General features: G+C 29.6%; 20 protein-coding genes. 16 read left to right on the top strand and 4 right to left on the bottom strand.

The annotated features are described in order from the left end of the window. Positions 1 to 10 precede the first annotated feature (10 nt). From atpD to JJC02_16865, 12 genes are all read left to right on the top strand, one after another. Positions 11 to 1,405 (top strand): F0F1 ATP synthase subunit beta, encoded by a 1,395-nt coding sequence (atpD, locus tag JJC02_16920; GenBank protein ID UDN54520.1) that lies wholly within the window; start codon positions 11 to 13, stop codon positions 1,403 to 1,405. Between the two features lie 2 nt (positions 1,406 to 1,407). After that, a complete protein-coding gene (gene atpC / locus JJC02_16915; GenBank protein UDN54519.1) occupies positions 1,408 to 1,668 on the top strand; it encodes an ATP synthase F1 subunit epsilon in 261 nt (86 codons plus the stop codon). 460 nt (positions 1,669 to 2,128) lie between these two features. Further along, positions 2,129 to 2,509 (top strand): holo-ACP synthase, encoded by a 381-nt coding sequence (locus tag JJC02_16910; GenBank protein ID UDN54518.1) that lies wholly within the window; start codon positions 2,129 to 2,131, stop codon positions 2,507 to 2,509. 14 nt (positions 2,510 to 2,523) lie between these two features. Beyond that, positions 2,524 to 2,985: a CBS domain-containing protein gene (locus JJC02_16905; GenBank protein ID UDN54517.1), complete on the top strand. Its 462-nt coding sequence runs from the start codon at positions 2,524 to 2,526 to the stop codon at positions 2,983 to 2,985. A 20-nt stretch (positions 2,986 to 3,005) separates the two neighbouring features. Next, positions 3,006 to 3,596 (top strand): hypothetical protein, encoded by a 591-nt coding sequence (locus tag JJC02_16900; GenBank protein ID UDN54516.1) that lies wholly within the window; start codon positions 3,006 to 3,008, stop codon positions 3,594 to 3,596. Positions 3,597 to 3,610: 14 nt separating this feature from the next. Further along, complete coding sequence (gene alr, locus JJC02_16895; protein ID UDN54515.1) at positions 3,611 to 4,768, top strand: alanine racemase; 1,158 nt, start codon at positions 3,611 to 3,613, stop codon at positions 4,766 to 4,768. A gap of 32 nt (positions 4,769 to 4,800) precedes the next feature. Then, on the top strand, positions 4,801 to 5,088 hold the full coding sequence (locus JJC02_16890; protein UDN54514.1) for a ribbon-helix-helix protein, CopG family: 288 nt from the start codon (positions 4,801 to 4,803) through the stop codon (positions 5,086 to 5,088). Next, on the top strand, positions 5,057 to 5,440 hold the full coding sequence (locus JJC02_16885; GenBank protein UDN56451.1) for a type II toxin-antitoxin system PemK/MazF family toxin: 384 nt from the start codon (positions 5,057 to 5,059) through the stop codon (positions 5,438 to 5,440). Before JJC02_16890 ends, JJC02_16885 begins: the two co-directional genes overlap by 32 nt. Positions 5,441 to 5,610: 170 nt before the next feature. Next, complete coding sequence (locus JJC02_16880) at positions 5,611 to 6,438, top strand: transketolase (GenBank protein UDN54513.1); 828 nt, start codon at positions 5,611 to 5,613, stop codon at positions 6,436 to 6,438. Continuing rightward, positions 6,431 to 7,372, top strand: a complete 942-nt coding sequence (locus JJC02_16875) for a transketolase family protein (protein ID UDN54512.1) — start codon at positions 6,431 to 6,433, stop codon at positions 7,370 to 7,372. The genes JJC02_16880 and JJC02_16875 overlap by 8 nt, the downstream gene beginning before the upstream one ends. Positions 7,373 to 7,796: 424 nt before the next feature. Next, on the top strand, positions 7,797 to 8,891 hold the full coding sequence (locus tag JJC02_16870) for a hypothetical protein (GenBank protein ID UDN54511.1): 1,095 nt from the start codon (positions 7,797 to 7,799) through the stop codon (positions 8,889 to 8,891). A gap of 219 nt (positions 8,892 to 9,110) precedes the next feature. Then, positions 9,111 to 9,527, top strand: a complete 417-nt coding sequence (locus JJC02_16865) for a hypothetical protein (GenBank protein UDN54510.1) — start codon at positions 9,111 to 9,113, stop codon at positions 9,525 to 9,527. 169 nt (positions 9,528 to 9,696) lie between these two features. On the opposite strand, the gene JJC02_16860 is transcribed toward JJC02_16865, so the two are convergent. Beyond that, a complete protein-coding gene (locus JJC02_16860; protein UDN54509.1) occupies positions 9,697 to 10,266 on the bottom strand; it encodes a 5-formyltetrahydrofolate cyclo-ligase in 570 nt (189 codons plus the stop codon). Between the two features lie 152 nt (positions 10,267 to 10,418). Between JJC02_16860 and JJC02_16855 the strand changes: the two genes are divergently transcribed. Then, complete coding sequence (locus JJC02_16855) at positions 10,419 to 11,576, top strand: S41 family peptidase (GenBank protein UDN54508.1); 1,158 nt, start codon at positions 10,419 to 10,421, stop codon at positions 11,574 to 11,576. Between the two features lie 183 nt (positions 11,577 to 11,759). Here JJC02_16855 and nagA read toward each other — a convergent pair whose 3' ends face one another. Next, complete coding sequence (nagA, locus tag JJC02_16850) at positions 11,760 to 12,914, bottom strand: N-acetylglucosamine-6-phosphate deacetylase (GenBank protein UDN54507.1); 1,155 nt, start codon at positions 12,912 to 12,914, stop codon at positions 11,760 to 11,762. 85 nt (positions 12,915 to 12,999) lie between these two features. Continuing rightward, a complete protein-coding gene (locus JJC02_16845; GenBank protein ID UDN54506.1) occupies positions 13,000 to 13,725 on the bottom strand; it encodes a GntR family transcriptional regulator in 726 nt (241 codons plus the stop codon). Positions 13,726 to 13,995: 270 nt separating this feature from the next. Between JJC02_16845 and pfkB the strand changes: the two genes are divergently transcribed. Further along, positions 13,996 to 14,925: a 1-phosphofructokinase gene (pfkB, locus tag JJC02_16840; GenBank protein ID UDN54505.1), complete on the top strand. Its 930-nt coding sequence runs from the start codon at positions 13,996 to 13,998 to the stop codon at positions 14,923 to 14,925. A gap of 217 nt (positions 14,926 to 15,142) precedes the next feature. On the opposite strand, the gene JJC02_16835 is transcribed toward pfkB, so the two are convergent. Further along, positions 15,143 to 16,060 carry a Gfo/Idh/MocA family oxidoreductase gene (locus JJC02_16835; protein ID UDN54504.1) on the bottom strand — a complete coding sequence of 306 codons (918 nt, stop codon included), beginning with the start codon at positions 16,058 to 16,060 and terminating at the stop codon, positions 15,143 to 15,145. Between the two features lie 486 nt (positions 16,061 to 16,546). Here JJC02_16835 and JJC02_16830 point away from each other — a divergent pair, with 486 nt between their 5' ends. Continuing rightward, on the top strand, positions 16,547 to 17,716 hold the full coding sequence (locus tag JJC02_16830; GenBank protein UDN54503.1) for an SIS domain-containing protein: 1,170 nt from the start codon (positions 16,547 to 16,549) through the stop codon (positions 17,714 to 17,716). Positions 17,717 to 17,763: 47 nt separating this feature from the next. Further along, positions 17,764 to 18,615: a tagatose-bisphosphate aldolase subunit GatY gene (gatY, locus tag JJC02_16825; GenBank protein UDN54502.1), complete on the top strand. Its 852-nt coding sequence runs from the start codon at positions 17,764 to 17,766 to the stop codon at positions 18,613 to 18,615. Positions 18,616 to 18,731: the final 116 nt, after the last annotated feature.

Raw genomic sequence — 18,731 nt, 5'->3', positions numbered from 1 at the left:
AGGTTAGGAAATGGCAAATGTAGGTAAAGTAGTACAGATTGTAGGAGCTGTACTAGATGTTAAGTTTGATAGTGAACAAAGCCTACCTAACTTATTAAATGCGTTAGTAATAAAGTTAGGAGATAAAGAAATAGTTGCAGAAGTTGCTCAACATATAGGTGATGATACTGTAAGATGTATAGCTATGAGTGCAACAGATGGACTTGTAAGAGGTATGGAAGTTGTAGATACAGGAGGACCAATAAGTGTTCCTGTTGGAGATGAGACTTTAGGTAGAATATTCAATGTTCTTGGAAAACCAGTTGATGGAAAACCAGCTCCAAAATCTGCACCTAAATTACCTATACATAGACCAGCACCAGCATATGATGAACTAGAAACTACAGCTGAAATACTAGAAACTGGTATTAAGGTAGTTGACTTACTAGCACCATATCTAAAAGGTGGAAAAATAGGTCTATTTGGAGGAGCAGGAGTAGGAAAAACAGTTCTAATACAAGAACTTATAAACAATATTGCTAAGCAACATGGTGGTATTTCTGTATTCTCAGGAGTAGGAGAAAGAACAAGAGAGGGTAATGACCTTTATGGAGAGATGAGTGAATCTGGAGTTATAAACAAAACTGCTCTAGTATTTGGTCAGATGAACGAGCCACCTGGAGCGAGAATGAGAGTTGCTTTAACTGGACTTACAATGGCAGAGCATTTTAGAGATGAGCAAGGACAAGACGTTTTGCTTTTCGTTGATAATATATTCCGTTTCACACAAGCTGGTTCAGAAGTTTCAGCACTTCTAGGACGTATGCCATCAGCTGTTGGTTATCAACCAACATTAGCTACTGAAATGGGTGCACTTCAAGAGAGAATAACATCAACTAAGAAAGGTTCAATAACATCTGTTCAAGCGGTATATGTACCAGCAGATGACTTAACTGACCCAGCACCAGCTACAACATTCTCTCACTTAGATGCAAAAACAGTTTTATCAAGACAAATATCATCATTGGGTATATATCCGGCAGTTGACCCTCTTGAATCTACATCAAGAATTCTTGACCCTAGTATAGTAGGAAAAGAACATTATGAAGTAGCCAGAGGTGTACAGTCGATACTTCAAAGATATAAAGAACTTCAAGATATAATTGCTATACTTGGTATGGATGAACTATCTGATGAAGATAAGTTAATAGTTGCACGTGCTAGAAAAATACAAAGATTCTTATCTCAATCATTTACAGTTGCTGAGCAATTTACAGGAAATCCAGGTCAATATGTTCCTGTTAAAGAGACTGTAAGAGGATTTAAAGAAATTCTTGAAGGTAAACATGATGACTTACCAGAGTCAGCATTCTTATTTGTAGGAACAATAGAAGACGCTGTTAAAAAAGCGAAGGGAAGTATGTAATCATGGCCAGTGAATTTTCATTGAAAGTTGTAACTCCAAATAATACTTTTTATGATGGAGACGTTGAAATGATAGTAGTTAGAACTACAAAAGGAGACAAAGGGGTATTGAAAGGTCATATACCATTTGTTTCAGGTATACCTGTAGGAACTTTAAAGATAAAAAAAGATGGAAGCTTTAAAGAGGCGAAAATAGCAGAAGGATTCGTTAATGTGGCTCAAGATAAAACTGTCATATTGACAGAATCTGCTGAGTGGATTTAGTAATTTAATTTAGAATGTAAAAAGTCATTTTGACCAAAAATATTTTGGATAAAATGACTTTTTTGCATTTTGATGTTAATAAAATAACGATTAAATTGTAAAGTTTTAGTGATAATAAATTCACAAAATGTTTAAATTTACTGCAAAATGATGTTGTAATTAATAAGATAAAGAAGATTTGGACAGCTTTTATGTACGTAAAGACATCTTCATATAAGAAATACACATAAAATTTTTATAAAATTTAAAAAATTTGCTTAGTTGTGTAGTATAATAAATAATATAATAGATTTGTATATAATATTCATTACAAATAATTTTAAAAGTTACAGTTTTATTATAATGATTATTAAATTAAGATAAGTAACATAAACTAAATAATAATATGTATTATCGATAGTAAATTTATAAATTCATTATTAATTATTGAAAGAAGTATTATAAATTTTCTGGAGGAACAATGAATATATTTGAAATTGGTGTAGACATAATTGAAATTGACAGAGTAAGAAAAGCCTTAGAGAAAAATAATAGGTTTTTGGAGAAGATATTTACAGATAGAGAAATAGAGTATTTTAACTCTAAGAATTTTAAAGCAGAAAGTATAGCAGGTAATTTCGCAGCTAAGGAAGCTATAAGTAAATCTATGGGTACAGGGATTAGAGTGTTTAACTTTAAAGATATAGAAGTTCTCAGAAATGAAATGGGAAAACCAATAGTAAAAACTTATAATAATCTAGCAAAAATGTGCATAGATTATAATGTTTTAGAAATAAAAGTTTCAATATCACATTCAAAAGATTATGCTATAGCAAATGCGATAACCATAATTAAGGACTAAGGAGTGATTACATTATGATGGATAAAACAGCAAAAGAAATAATGACAACAGATGTAATAGTAGCAAAACAAGATGATAGTATAGCAGATGTAGCCAATATGCTAATTGCAGAAAAAATAGGAGGTCTGCCAGTTGTAGATTCAGAGGATAGAGTTGTTGGAATAATTTCTGAAACAGATATTCTTAAAAAAGAAAAATATATAGAAGCACCTCTCTATATAAATCTATTACAAGGATTGATTTTCTTAGATGATTTAAAAAAAGTAGAAAAAGATATAAAGCAAGTAGCTGCATATAAGGTTGGAGAACTTATGTCTAAAGATATAATAAAGGTTCATGAAGATGATAAGTTTGATGATGTAGCTAATATAATGATTAAAAAATCAATAAATAGAGTTCCTGTAGTAGATGATGACAATAAACTTAAAGGTATAATTTGTAGATATGATATAATAAAAGCTTTATACAATGAATAAACTGAAATAGGAGGTGTGATGTGAGAAAAAAGTGGACCATAGTATGTATTATGTTCTTGGCACTGGTTATAATTGTAATAGGATGCCAAAAACGACAGTCCACAAAAGAAGAAGTATACAAAGATTTTCAAAAGCAGATTTCTGATATGAATTCTTACAGTTGTAAAGCTGAAGTAGAAGTAGTTGGAAATAGAAGCCCGCACAATTATGTTTTAATTCATACGTATAAAAAAACCGATAACTATAAATTAGAAGTAATTTCCCCAAAACATTTAAAAGGGAAAAGTATAGAATATCAAGGTGATAAAATATTAGTTAAAAATCCAAATATTAGTGATATAGTGGAGTTACCTAATACAGGAAAAAATAATCAATATCTTTTTATAGGAGACTTTATAAAAAACTATCTTCAAAACGAAGAGATGAAAGTAAAGTTATCCAAAGGACATTTGGTTTTAGAGACTTTTATTCCTGGGGATAATAAATATTTTAACAAGCAAGTATTATATGTAAATGCTGACACAAAAAGTCCTGAAAAAATGGAAGTGTTGGATAAAGAGGGAGTGCCAAGATTTACAGTAAAATACAAAGATTTTGAATACAGAAACTAAGGGGGACTAAAGACATGCAAAAAATAACAGTGCCTACATGGGCAGAGATAAATCTAGATAACTTAAGATTTAACTTAAATAATATTAAAAATTTATTAGAAGAAGATATTAAGGTTTGTGGAGTAATAAAAGCTGATGCATATGGGCATGGTGCAGTAGAAGTTGCAAAATTATTAGAAAAAGAAAAGGTAGATTATTTAGCAGTAGCAAGAACTGCTGAAGGAATTGAACTTAGACAAAATGGCATAACACTTCCTATTTTGAACTTGGGATATACTCCAGACGAAGCTTTCGAAGATTCTATAAAAAATAAAATAACTATGACAGTTTATTCTTTAGAAACAGCACAAAAGATAAACGAAATTGCAAAATCTTTAGAAGAAAAAGCCTGTGTTCATGTTAAAATAGACTCGGGGATGACTAGAATAGGTTTTCAACCTAATGAGGAGTCAGTACAGGAAATAATAAAATTAAATAAATTAGAATATATAGATTTAGAAGGTATGTTTACTCATTTTGCTACAGCTGATGAAGTAAGTAAAGAGTACACTTATAAACAAGCTAGTAATTATAAATTTATGTCTGATAAATTGGATGAGGCTGGTGTAAAAATAGCTATAAAACATGTATCAAACAGTGCAGCTATTATAGATTGCCCTGATTTAAGATTAAATATGGTAAGAGCAGGAATAATATTATATGGTCATTATCCATCTGATGATGTGTTTAAAGATAGGTTAGAATTAAGAACAGCCATGAAATTAAAATCAAAAATCGGACATATAAAACAAGTTGAACCAGGTGTAGGAATAAGTTATGGACTAAAATACACAACTACTGGTAAAGAAACAATAGTTACAGTTCCAATAGGATACGCAGATGGATTTACTAGAATTCAAAAAAATCCAAAGGTTCTTATTAAAGGAGAAGTGTTTGATGTAGTTGGTAGAATATGCATGGATCAAATAATGGTTAGAATTGACAAAGATATAGACATAAAAGTTGGAGATGAGGTTATACTATTTGGAGAAGGCGAAGTTACAGCTGAGCGTATAGCTAAAGACTTAGGAACTATAAACTATGAAGTGTTATGTATGATATCAAGAAGAGTTGACCGTGTTTATATGGAAAATAATGAGCTTGTACAAATAAACAGTTATTTGCTAAAATAAAACCATGATATTATAATCTGGGAGGCGATTTTGTGTACGATAAGAGTAAAGAAAAAATAGAAGTTACTTTACCAGACTCTCTGATTTCTGAAGTTGATAGTATAGTTCAGATGGAGAACAGTAACAGAGAAGATTTTGCAAAAGCTGCTTTTCAGTTCTATATAACTCAGAAAAAGAGAATTCATATTAAAGAATCTATGAAAACGGGTTATAGAGAAATGGGTCAAATTAATCTGTCACTAGCTGAGTTAGGTATGACAGTTGAAGAAGTATCTTCTGATGATAAAAATGAAGGGAAGATTGCCCAAGGTGAGTACTAATTGTGAAATAAAGCGTGGTGATTTATATTACGCTGATTTAAGTCCAGTTGTTGGTTCAGAGCAGGGAGGCGTTAGACCTGTTCTGATAATACAAAATGATGTAGGTAATAAATATAGTCCTACAGTTATAGTATCAGCTATAACATCTCAGATTAATAAAGCCAAATTACCTACTCATGTAGAGATAAGTTCCAATGAATATGGGCTTAATAAAGACTCAGTAATTCTTTTAGAACAAATTAGAACCATTGATAAAAAGAGACTGAGGGAAAAAATTGGTTGTCTAGATGAAAATATGATGATAAAAGTAGATGATGGACTTCAAATAAGTTTAGGATTGTTTACTTTCTAAAGAGGGATTTGTCTTTTATTAGACAATCCCTTTTTCTTTTAAATATCTCTTAGGGTTTAATTTTAGTGTACTATATTAATAAAATTAAAAATAACGCAAAAAAATAGCATAAAAGTGATATAATAATATGGAATTGATATAAAATTACGAACTCAAGGGAGGTTAATTGCATGAGAGACCATAAAGGATTAAATGAGATTGCGCGTATCATAAGAAGAGATATAGTCTCAATGATACATAGAGCCAAATCTGGACATCCAGGAGGGTCATTATCAGTAGTTGAAATACTTACTGCATTATACTTTGATGAAATGAATGTGGATTCTTCAAATTCTAAAATGGAAGATAGAGATAGATTTGTATTATCAAAAGGGCATGCTGCACCAGCATTGTATGCTACATTGGCTGAAAAAGGCTATTTTGATAAGGAAGAACTAAATGGTCTAAGGAAAATCGGTAGGATGTTACAAGGTCATCCAGATATGAAAGGCACGCCAGGTGTAGAGATATCAACAGGTTCTTTAGGTCAAGGTTTTTCAGTTGCGTGTGGTATGGCTATGGCATCAAAGCTGGATAATGCTCCATGGAATGTATATACTTTACTTGGTGATGGTGAAGTTCAAGAAGGAATTGTTTGGGAAGCTGCTATGAGTGCTGCACATTATAAGCTTGATAATTTAATTGCTTTTTTAGATAATAATGGACTTCAAATAGATGGAGATATAGAAAGTGTAATGAATTTAGGTTCAATAGTTGATAAATTTAAAGCTTTTGGTTGGAATGTAATTGAAATAGATGGACATGATTTTGACCAAATATTTGCTGCTCTTGATATAGCTAAATCAACAGTTAAAAAACCTACAATGATAGTTGCAAAGACTATAAAAGGTAAAGGAATATCTTTTATGGAAAATCAAGCAGGATGGCATGGGACAGCTCCAAGTGATGAGGAATTAGAAAGAGCCTTGCTTGAACTAGGAGGTGCTGATAATGAGTAAAATGGCTACGAGAGAAGCATATGGTAAAGCGTTAGTAAAACTAGGTCAAATAAATGACAATGTTGTGGTGTTAGATGCAGACTTATCAAAATCTACAAAAACACATGATTTTTACAAATCATTTCCAGATAGATTTTTTAATATGGGTATAGCTGAACAAAATTTAATAGGTGCAGCCTGTGGATTATCAACTGCTGGTAAAATACCTTTTGCAAGTACTTTTGCTATGTTTGCTACAGGAAGAGCCTTTGAGGTTATAAGAAATTCAGTTTGTTATCCAAAACTAAATGTAAAAATCTGTGCTACTCATGCAGGTCTTACTGTTGGAGAAGACGGAGCATCTCATGAAAGTGTAGAGGATATCGCTATAATGAGAGCTATACCAAATATGACAGTTCTTGTTCCAGCTGATGGAGTTGAAACAGAAAAAATGATTTTTGAAGTAGCTAAGTATAATGGACCTGTTTATGTTAGACTAGGAAGAAGTTCAGTGCCAGTTTTATTTGATGAAAACTATAAGTTTGAAATAGGGAAAGGTACAGTTTTAAGAGATGGAAATGATGTATCAATTATAGCTTGTGGAATTATGGTAAATGAGGCTCTATTGGCACAAGAAAAGTTGCAAGAAGAAGGTGTAAGTGTTAAAGTTATAAATATGTCTACCATAAAACCTATAGATAAAGATTTAATATTAAAAGTAGCAAGAGAAACGCATGCTATTGTAACTGTAGAAGAACATAGCATAATTGGAGGATTAGGTTCTGCTGTAAGTGAGATAGTAGGAGAGTTTCATCCAACTATTGTAAAAAAAGTTGGAATTAAAGATTCGTTTGGAGAATCTGGTACTCCAAATGAATTGTTAAAAAAATATGAATTGACTTGTGATGACATAGTAAAGGCTGCTAAAGAAGCTATTATTGCCAAAGGAATGTAAGATATATAAATTATTTATGTTTGTTAATAATATAATATATTTAAAGGAGAGGTGTAAATTGCTATATTAATTTATACCTCTCTTTTTTATACATTATATCAATATATCAAAAATATAACAAAATATTCAAATTTTTACAAAAATAGAGGAAATATTCAAATATATATTGACTATTCAGAAAAATATGACTAATATATAATTTATAGAGAAATTAATTTTATATATAACGACTACTGAGACAAAAAAGAATTTAAAAAAATTTATGGAGGGAGGTCTAGGTATAAAAAATATATTATAAGTTTTAAGTTATTATACTAAAAAGCTATAAAACAGTTATCATGTATTTTATGTTAAAGGAAATTATAGGTAGTTTATAGAATTGTTTAAGCAGATGAAAAAATTTCATGTGGGAGGTAACTGAGATATGTCAGAAAAAGTAAATGTTAAAACAGTCATCAGTTTCGCAGGTGCGTATGTAGCAACAGTAATCGGTTCTGGATTTGCAACAGGACAGGAAATAATGCAATTCTTCTCTTTTTATGGTTTTGCAGGTATTATTGGTGGGATAATTTCAATGGTGTTATTCTCATGGATGGGCGCTTCAGTTATGTCAAAAGGTAAAGAACTTAAACTTAAAGAGCCTATCAAAATTTATCGTGTTTATTGCGGTAAGTATTTAGGAATATTCTTTGAGTGGTTTGGACCTTTATTCTTATTTGGTGTTTTTGTAGTAATGATTTCAGGAGCAGGAGCAACTTTAACTGAATATTATGGATTAAATCCATTTGTAGGTAGAGTTGGTATGGCAATAGTAGCATTATTAACTGTTTCACTAGGTCTTGATAAATTATCAAAGATACTAGGTGGAATAGGTCCTATAATAATAATCTTTACACTTTTAGTTGGTGGTATAAGTTTAGCTAATAATATAGGTAATATAGGAGAGGCTGCACAGGTTCTTAGTACTGTAAAGGTAGCTAAACCAGTTCCAAATGCTTACCTATCTGGTGTAATATATACTACTTATAATACAATTGTTGTTATGGCGTTTTTAACTGGGTTAGGAGCAAGTGCTGCTAATAAAAAAGAAGCTATTTGTGGTGGTATATTAGGTGGGGTAGCACTTATGGCAGCGGCTATAATGATGCACTTAGCTATTCTTTCTGATATAGGCAACTTATATTCAAAAGCAATACCTTCATTATTCTTAGCTGATAAGATTTCTCCAATAGTTGGAATTTTATTCTCAATAGTTCTTATATTAGGTATATATACAACAGCTGTACCTTTATTATGGTCAGTAACTAATAGATTTGTAGAAGATAATCATCCTAAATTTAAGTTAATAACTTTAATAACAGCTATATTAGGTCTTATAGGTGGATTCCTACCATTTGATAAGCTGGTTGGTATTTTATATCCATATACTGGATATATGGGCGTAATAATACTGGTTTGTGTTCTTTATAGACAGATTACAAAAACATCTGGATATCGAGAAGGAATTAGTGGCAGATAAATATTTTAGTATTGTAAACCAAAGAGTTATGTGAAAACAGTTTCGTTGTTTTCATATAACTCTTTTTATTTTGTAGCCTATTACCAAATAGGGAAAACATGTTTTTTAATTGCATTACATATATTTGTAATTATGTATAAATATATCCTAATCAATAATTTAGAGTCTAAGATAAGGTTATAAATCATATATTTAGAATATATGAGAGGAGTGATAAGATTGAATGTAAAGTTTAATATTAAAGGTATAATTTATGGAGTTATAGCTCTTGTATTTGTTATAGGTGGATTTATATTCATACCAAGTATGTTTGTAGAGAAATCTAAACCCATAGATTATACAGTATTACAAAGAAATTCAATACCAGAAAAGATACTTGATGTGATGGATAAGTATACAAATGAAGAAAGAGCATTAGCAGCTAAAATTGATAACAAAATATATATTATAGTGACTAGAGGAAATAATAAATACGGTATAGAAATGGACAAAATAGAAAGTGTGATTGAAGAAGGAAAGGATGTTTTGAGAGTCAAGATAAAGTATAAAGATAGAGAGAATTCTTTTCCATACATAGTTGTTGAAACAAATATGAGCGAGCTTCCAGATAGAATAGAATTAAATGCGACGAAATAAGAAGATATTTTATAATTAAATAACTGCGTATTGTACAATAAAGTCATGGTTTTTATTAATGTAAGTAAATTATGTATGGTTCTTATTGTTGTAAAAGCCATGACTTAAAATGCTTATTGAGTAAAATGTTAAAAGTAAAATTTATTACTATATTAGAGTATTTGATGTTCTAATTACTTGGAGTGATAATTCTAGTTTCAGTAACTATATAGTCTAATTGGGCATCATGAGTTTCTTTTGGAATAGAATCGAATATCTGGAAATCAAATGCTATTCCTATAGTTATGGCATCTTTTCTTAAGTTTTCTAAAAATCTATCATAAAATCCTCCACCATATCCTAGTCTATAGCAATGTATATCATATGCTACAGCTGGTACAATTACAACATCCAAGGTCTTAATATCAATTGTAGGTGATTTTTCGTTAGGTTCTCTTATTCCATATGTTCCAATCCTAAATCCATCTTTTAAATCTGTTATTTGAGTAGGGATTAATGTATGAGTTTCTTTTATTGTGATAGGGCTTGAGACTATTTTCTTTAGGGACAAAAGTTTTTTGATTAAATTATCTGTTTGAACTTCATTGTTAAAATCTAAATAAAGCATTACATTAGTTGCATTTCTTATATCTTCCATTTGAAGTAATTTTTCTGTTATTAAATTTGAATTACTAAGTACAAAGTGCGCACTTTTATTTTTTCTGGATTCAATAACTTTTTTCCTAAATTCTTTTTTCATAAAATATTCCTCCTCTAATGTGTTATAATGTGTACATCAATTATATTTAATATAAATTTTAGTATAGTTTATTACAATAAAGCAATATATTTGGGTAAATGTAATAAAAATAACAGCTAGTCATATAATAATAATAGTTTATGTAAAAGGAGATGTATCTTGTGATTTCAAAGAAGAAGGCTATTTTTTTAGGGGTGATTTTAGTAATTATAACAGCTATGGTTACGTCATCATTTCAGTTAACATTGGGTAATAAGGTTGTAATATCGAAAGAACTCTATGAAGACTATAAAAAATATGATAAGTTGTTAGGATTAGAATCTATTATAAAACAAGATTTTTATAAAAAAGTATCTGATAATGATTTGGTAGATGGAGCATCAAAAGGTTTGTTCTTAGGAACAAATGATAAATATTCTGGTTATTATACTAAAGATGAAATGGAGAATTTAATAAATGATAGTGAAGGCTCTTATGTTGGTGTAGGTATGTATATAGGAGCATCAAAAGATGGCGGACTAGTGGTAGTTCCTATGAAAGATTCTCCAGCAGAAAAAGCAGGTGTAAAAGCAGGTGATAAGCTAGTAAAAGTAAATGGAAAATCTGTGTCATATAAAAATTCAGACGAAGCTGTGAGTATGATGAAGGGTAAAAAGGGGAAAACAGTTGAGCTGACAGTATTAAGAGAAGACAAACAACTAAGCTTTAAAGTAAAAACAGAACAGATAGTCGAGAAAAGTATAGAAAGTAAAGTAATTGATAATGACTTAGGATATATAGAAATTACCCAATTTATATCAAGTACATATACTGACTTTGACAAAGCTTTAAAAGAATTAAAAGCAAAGGATATTAAGGGATTAGTAATTGACCTTAGAAATAATCCTGGTGGAATGCTAGATATATGTAAAGAAGTTGCTGATGAGCTAATTGGTGAAGGAACTATAGTATATACAAAAGACAACAAAGGAAACACCGAGTACTTGAAATCTGATAAAGAAAAATTGGGACTTCCAATAGTGGTCTTGACTAATGGAGAAAGCGCCTCTGCTGCTGAAATACTAACAGCTGCAATCGTTGATAATAAAGAAGGTATTTCTGTAGGTACTACAACTTTTGGTAAAGGATTGGTACAATCAGTTGTAAGATTGAAAGATGGAACAGGATACAAACTAACTACTGCACAATACTTTACACCTAATGGAGATTATATCAATGAAAAAGGAATAAAGCCTACAATTGAAGAGAAAGATGAAAATAAACAGCTGGATGTAGCAACTAAATGGCTTAGAGAACAGATTGCTAAATAGGATTTGATTTTTATAAACTTATGGTATAAAATGAAGAGGATTATAAAAGAGGCTGTCTCAAAATAGAGATAAGCCTCTTTCTAATTGCTGAAATGATGAAAATATATTGATTTCATACAAAAAAGAGTGCCTCATGAACTAAAAAGTTCATTTTGGAACACCCATTATATTTTTATATAGAACTTATTTATTAGCAGCATACTTACATATACCATTTATATAAGTTTTATGTATATTAAAGTCATTATCTATTACTATAAAATCTGCATCCATACCTTGGTATATAGAGCCACAGACATTATCAATATTACAACTTAAAGCAGGTATATATGTAGCCATTTTTATTGCATCTTCTAAAGTTGATATATTCCAATCAACTATATTTCTTACAGCATTATCCATTGTTAATACACTTCCGGCTAAACTTCCACTATTTAATCTTGCAACACCATTTTTTACATTGACATCAAACTTGCCAAGAGTATATTGACCATCATCCATAGCACCAGCTCTCATACAATCTGTAATCAAAGCAATATTGTTTCTAGACTTAATATCCATTATTATTTTAGCAGCTATGGGGCTTACGTGATGTCCATCACATATTAGTTCAGCATAAGTGTTTTTTAGTGCCATAGCTGCTCCAACCATTCCAGGTTCTCTGTGATTTAGAGGACTCATTCCATTATACATGTGTACAAACACTTTAGCTCCAGAATTAACAATTTGCTTAACCTGTTCAAATGTAGCTGAACTATGACCAAGTGCTACTGATATATTATTTTTAGTAGCGTATTTTGTGAATTCTATTGAACTTTTACGCTCTGGGGCAATTGCTATTTTTCTTATTAAATTTTTTGATTTTTTTTGCCATGATTTTAAAATATCTATGCTAGGGTCTTTAAAATATTTTTCGTTTTGAGCACCTTTATATTTTTCTGTAAAAAAGGGTCCTTCTAAATAAATTCCTTGTATTTTTGCTCCTTCGACTTTATCATAGTTATTACTTATATTTTCTATAGAATCACTTAGTGTATCTATAGAATCAGTTAAAGTTGTGGGTAAGAAAGAAGTCACTCCATATTTTAATAACCCTTTTGAAATTGTGTTTATTGCTTCAAATGTATTATCCATGATGTCTGCACCTAAAAGACCATGGATGTGAGTATCAACTAAGCCAGGAGCAATATACTTACCTGAAAAGTCTATAACACTATCAGTAATATCTGGTGTTTCTTGTTGAAATTCACCAAATTTGCCATCAATTATGCTAAGGTAACCTTTTTCCTTGATTCCACACTTCATAAAAAATTTATCTGCATAAATAAAATTTTTCAAAACTACCTCCTTATAATTTATACTATCATTTGTAGTCTTGACGTTTATAAAATATCAAGTTTTCTGGAAATCTATTTAAAATTTGCTATCTTACATGCCTTACCTTATATACAAATTTATCGCTTCTAGCAACACTCAAAGTAAATTCAATAACTATATTATCATCATTATATGTTGTACGAAGTAATTTTAGGCAAGGTGAATCACCTGGTACTTCTAATAGCTTTGATTCCTTATCGGATATTATTCCTGCTGAAAATTCCTCATCAGCCACCTTAATAATCTCTCCATAATCTTCTCTAAATATCTCATATAGAGGTTTTTGTTCTATTTTTTCTTGTGTCAGTCCTGTAAATTCTTTCATAGGAAGATATGTTCTTTCAAGCATCATAGGAAGATTATCAGCAAGTCTTAGACGCATTATTTTTATTATTTTTTCACCAGGAGCTATACCTAATTTCTCAGAAAAATATTTTGTACTTTCTACTACTTCAAATGATAATACTTTTGTACTTGGTTTTTTTCCTTGTGTTCTCATATAATCTGTAAAGCTATAACTGTCCATTAAGTTTTGGGAATTTTGACTGAGTGCAGCGACAAAAGTTCCTTTTCCATGTCTTTTGTATATATATCCCATATGTTCTAATTCAGCCATAGCTAATCTAACTGTAGTTCTACTTACTCCATATTCATCACAAATTTTTCTTTCGGAAAGCATTCTATCATTTGGTTCCATCTCATTTTCAATTTTAGTCCTTAGTATTTCGACAAGTTGGTCATATATTGGTCTTTTATCATTTCTTTTTATCATAAAAATTATAGTCCTTTCTAAGTGGTTATAACCACAATTTGATTATAAAATATACAATTATTTCTGTCAATGAGTAAAGTTTAATCAAAATCAAATAAGTAATACTATTAATTTATTTCAAAATTATGATGCATTGACAAAAAGAGTGAAATAATTTATATTCAAATTGGTAATAACCACTTAAGATGTATTATAGACGAGGCTTTTATATTTTTACATATTAATTTATTATTTATAAAAATAAAAAATTAATAATGAGGAGAATCTAGTATGATTACAATAATAACATTCAACCCATCCATAGATAGAATGTATAGAGTAAATAGTATAAATATAGGTGAGGTGCAAAGGGTAGTAAGGACAAATGCAACTGCTGGAGGCAAAGGATTAAATGTAGCCAAAGTATGTAAAATTTTAAAAGAAAGTCCTTTAGCTATGGGATTTTTAGGGGGTTTCAATGGAAAATTCATACAAAATGAACTTAAAAAATTAGATATACAAAATAAATTTACAGATATAAAGCAGGAAACTAGAAATTGTCTAAATATAATCGAAGACAATAAAATGAGTACAGAATTTTTAGAAAAGGGACCGAGGGTGGAAAAAAGCGATTTAGAGAGGTTTGAAAATGACATAGATGAAGTAATAAAAAATACTAAAATATTAGTGGCATCTGGTAGTTATTGTGAAAATATGCCAACAGACTATTATAAAAAGTTAGGTAATTTATGTAGAGAAAATAATATAAAATTTATATTAGATACATCAGGAGATGCTTTAAAAGTAGCTTTAAAGTCGCAACCATATTTAATAAAGCCAAATATAGATGAAATAAGAAGTTTATTAGGGATTAATATAGAGTCAAGGGAGGAAATTATATTATCAGGAAAAAAACTTCTTGAAATGGGGGCAGAAAATGTATGTATATCTTTAGGAAAGGATGGAATGGTTTATTTAAGTAGAGATAGTGTATATGATGTGAAAGTACCACATGTAAAATGTGTAAATACTGTAGGTAGTGGAGATAGCACTATAGCTGGATTTAGTGTAGGTATTTTAAGGGGTTATAAAATAGAAAATTTACTTAAATTTGCAAATGCTTGTGGCATAAGCAATGCCCTAAATATGGAAACTGGATTTGTATGTTTAGAAGAAGTTGAGAAGTATCAGAATTTAGTTGAAGTAACGAAGTTAAGTTGAATAGATTTAATGTGAATATAATAAGTTTAATGTGAATGTAATATAATTTGATATATAAAAAGCAGAGTCTTATATAAAAATGGGGATGTCTCAAAATAGAGAGTAAGTATCTTTTTCATTGTTGAAATGCTGAAAATATATTTGATTTCATACAAAAAAGAGTGTCTCATGAACTAAAAAGTTAATTTTGAGACCCCCACATTTTTATAATAAATATCTATTTTACTGAACCTATAATTTTCTCTAGTAATCTTTGAGCTTTAACACACTCTTCTCCACTAATTGCTGGTTTTATATTATTTTCTAGGCAATCAATGAAATGATTTGTTATATCCTCGAAGCCTTTTTGTTTTAATATATTTACCCATGCACCACTTTGTTTTGAAGTTAGATTTCCATTCTCCTCTATTTCCAGTATATTAAGGTTCTTAACTCTTTGAATCTTACCTTTTGAAAGAATTTCAACTTGTTCTAATTTTGTTCCAGAATTTCTATGCATAGAGGTATTTATGGAAAAGTTTTTACCTTTAAGCTTATGACTTACAAATATTAGATTCTTATTGTCTGTTAAAAATAAATCCTCTCCAGCAATTTTGACATCACTATCTGCTAACCATAAAGCAGTATCAATAACATGTATATAGTCATCTATAAGTGTACTGTCAAATCCAACATTTCTTAGAGAATTTAATCCATGTTTACATATATTGATAGATACAATTTCTGTGGCATTCCTTTTAATTTCTTTGTACATAGGACAGAATCTACGGTTAAATCCAACCATTAAATTTAGGTTTTTTTTCATACTTAATTCGATAAGCTCTTCTCCTTGCTCTACTGTTGAAGCAAGCGGTTTATCTACATATATGTGAATACCTAAACTTAATAATATCTTTATAATTTCGTAGTGTGTTTCTGTAGAGCTATGTAGAAAAATACAATCACACTTTTTAGCTAAAGATTCAATAGAATCAAATGGTGTGAGTCTATAATCACTACAGATTTTTTCTCTTTTGGCTTTATTTGGAGTAAAAGCTCCTACAAATTCAAATTTCTCAGATTTTGTTAAGACAGGTAAATATGCCTTTTGAGCTATAGAGCCAAGACCTATCATACCTATTTTTATATTTTTCATAATAGTTTCTCCCAGTATTTTTTATATTTATAGAACTGATTATAATTCAGACAGATAAATTTGTAAACTTTGTGTCAAAAAAATAAATACGAAGTTTATACAGGTAAATCAATGGTGAAATAAAGATAATTGATAAAGTAATTTTAAAAAATACCTATAAAATTGATTGATATAAATATTTTATGTATTGACAAAAAATTCAAATTAATTTATATTTGGATTAGTGGTAATTACCACTTTGGTTTAAATAAATTTTTATCATAAAATAAAAATGCCAAAACGTCTATAATATAATTCTATTAAATTTTTTAAAATAAACTAAAAATAACCTATAACAGTAATCAAAATCTATAGAGTATATTTAAAAATTAGTTTTAGTAGTAATAAAAAGTCTTATTAAAAAAATATAAAAAAGCATATTTTTTTACACTAAAAAGTGGTTATAACCTCATTACCAAAATTAAATGTTATAAGTATGAAAGGGGAATGAAAATGTTTAAACTAGAAGAACAAAAACTAAAAGATTTAGGTGCAATAATAACGACTAACGAAATAAAACAACAACCTGAATTATGGTTAGAAACTTATGAAATATATAAATCCAATAAGGAAAAATTGAACCAATTTATAGATACAATAAGTAATAATCACGGTCAGTTTAGAGTTATATTTACAGGTGCTGGAACTTCAGCTTATATAGGAAACTCAATACTTCCTTATCTTAAAAATAAAAATGACATAAGAAAATACATATTTGAAACAATACCTACTACAGATATAGTTTCTAATCCATATGATTACTTAAAAAAAGATGTACCAACGTTATTAGTTTCGTTTGCAAGAAGTGGAAATAGCCCTGAAAGTTTAGCTGCCCTAAATTTAGGAAATCAGATTGTAGATAATTTTTATCATTTAGCTATAACTTGTAATCCAGAAGGAGAACTGGCTAAAATGACTAAAAATGATGAAAATAATTACTTGTTATTAATGCCATCAAAATCAAATGATAAAGGTTTTGCTATGACAGGAAGTTTTTCATGTATGATGTTATCTGCTATGTTAATATTTGATAGTTTAGAAGATGATATAGAAAAGTCATATATAAATGCAATAATTGAAATGGGAAGAAGTGTTATAGATAGAAAAGATGAAATACATGAGTTAATAAATAAAGATTTTGATAGAGTTGTATATTTAGGTTCAGGAGGATTGGGTGGTTTGACACAAGAAGCACAACTAAAACTTTTAGAACTTACAGCAGGGAAAATAGCTACAGTATATGATTCTCCTATGGGATTTAGACATGGTCCAAAATCATTTATTGATGAAAAGACACTTGTATTTGAATTTGTATCTAATTGTTCATATACACGAAAATATGATTTAGATGTTTTAGAAGAGATAAAAAGAGATAAAATTGCTAAACTTTCTTGCTCAGTGTCAGTAGAAGATGAAAATAATTTCTCAGGGACAAAGTTTGAGTTTGAAGGAAAATACAATAAATTACCAGATGTGTATCTTGCAATGCCATACATATTATTTGCACAAACTATAGCATTATTTGTATCTATAAAAGTTGAAAATAAGCCAGACACACCATCAGCTACGGGAACAGTAAATAGAGTAGTAAAAGGTGTAACAATATATGAATACTAAAAGTATTTATTAAAACATTATAATTAAATCATTTGGGGGGTATCAATGTGGCATTAGTAACAACAACATCTATGCTTAAAAATGCACAAGATGAAAAATATGCAGTAGGAGCATTTAATGTGGAAAATATGGAAATGGTAATTGCTGTTATAGAAGCTGCTGAGGAGTTAAATTCTCCAGTTATATTACAAACTACTCCATCAACTGTAAAGTATGCAGGTCTTGATTATTATCTAGCAAACGCAAAGGTTGCTGCAGAAAGAGTAAATATACCTGTAGCAATGCATCTAGACCATGGTTCAAGTTTTGACCTTGCAATGAAAGCTTTGAGAAATGGTTATACATCAATAATGATAGATGGTTCTCATGAAAGTTTTGAAAATAATATATCTCTATCTAAATCAGTAGTAAAAGCATGTAGCCCGTCTCTTATACCAGTGGAAGCAGAACTTGGAAAAGTTGGTGGGAAAGAAGATGATTTAGATGGTGGAGATAGTAATGATTATACAAATCCAAAAGAGGCAAAAGAGTTTGTCAATAGAACAGGAGTATCTTCGTTAGCTGTAGCTATAGGTACAGCGCATGGATTGTATAAAGGTGAACCTAAAATAGATTTAGATAGACTATCAGAAATTAAAAAGGTAGTTTCAATACCTTTGGTATTACATGGAGGTTCAGGAATACGTGATGATATTATAAAAGAGGCTATAAAAAGAGGAATAGCAAAAGTTAACTATGCAACTGAATTAAGAATTGCATACAGTAATGGAGTTAAAAAAGTTTTAAGTAAGGATTCTGAAGTTATAGACCCTAAGAAATATGGATTAGCAGGACTTCAATCAGTAAAGGATTTTGTAAAAGAAAAGATTAGAGTATGTGGGTCTGTAAATAAGGCATAAAAAATAAAATATCCTAAATTTATTTTTTATAAGTTTAGGATATTTATTATATGAAAATTTTATATCAATTATAGGTATAATGGTGTATTTTTTTCATTTAATTGATGAAAAATATC

Source organism: Clostridioides sp. ES-S-0054-01 (assembly GCA_021561035.1).
Lineage (GTDB): Bacteria > Bacillota > Clostridia > Peptostreptococcales > Peptostreptococcaceae > Clostridioides.
Note: the sequence above shows the minus strand (reverse complement) of the source record. Positions and strands in the feature narration are given on the sequence as shown.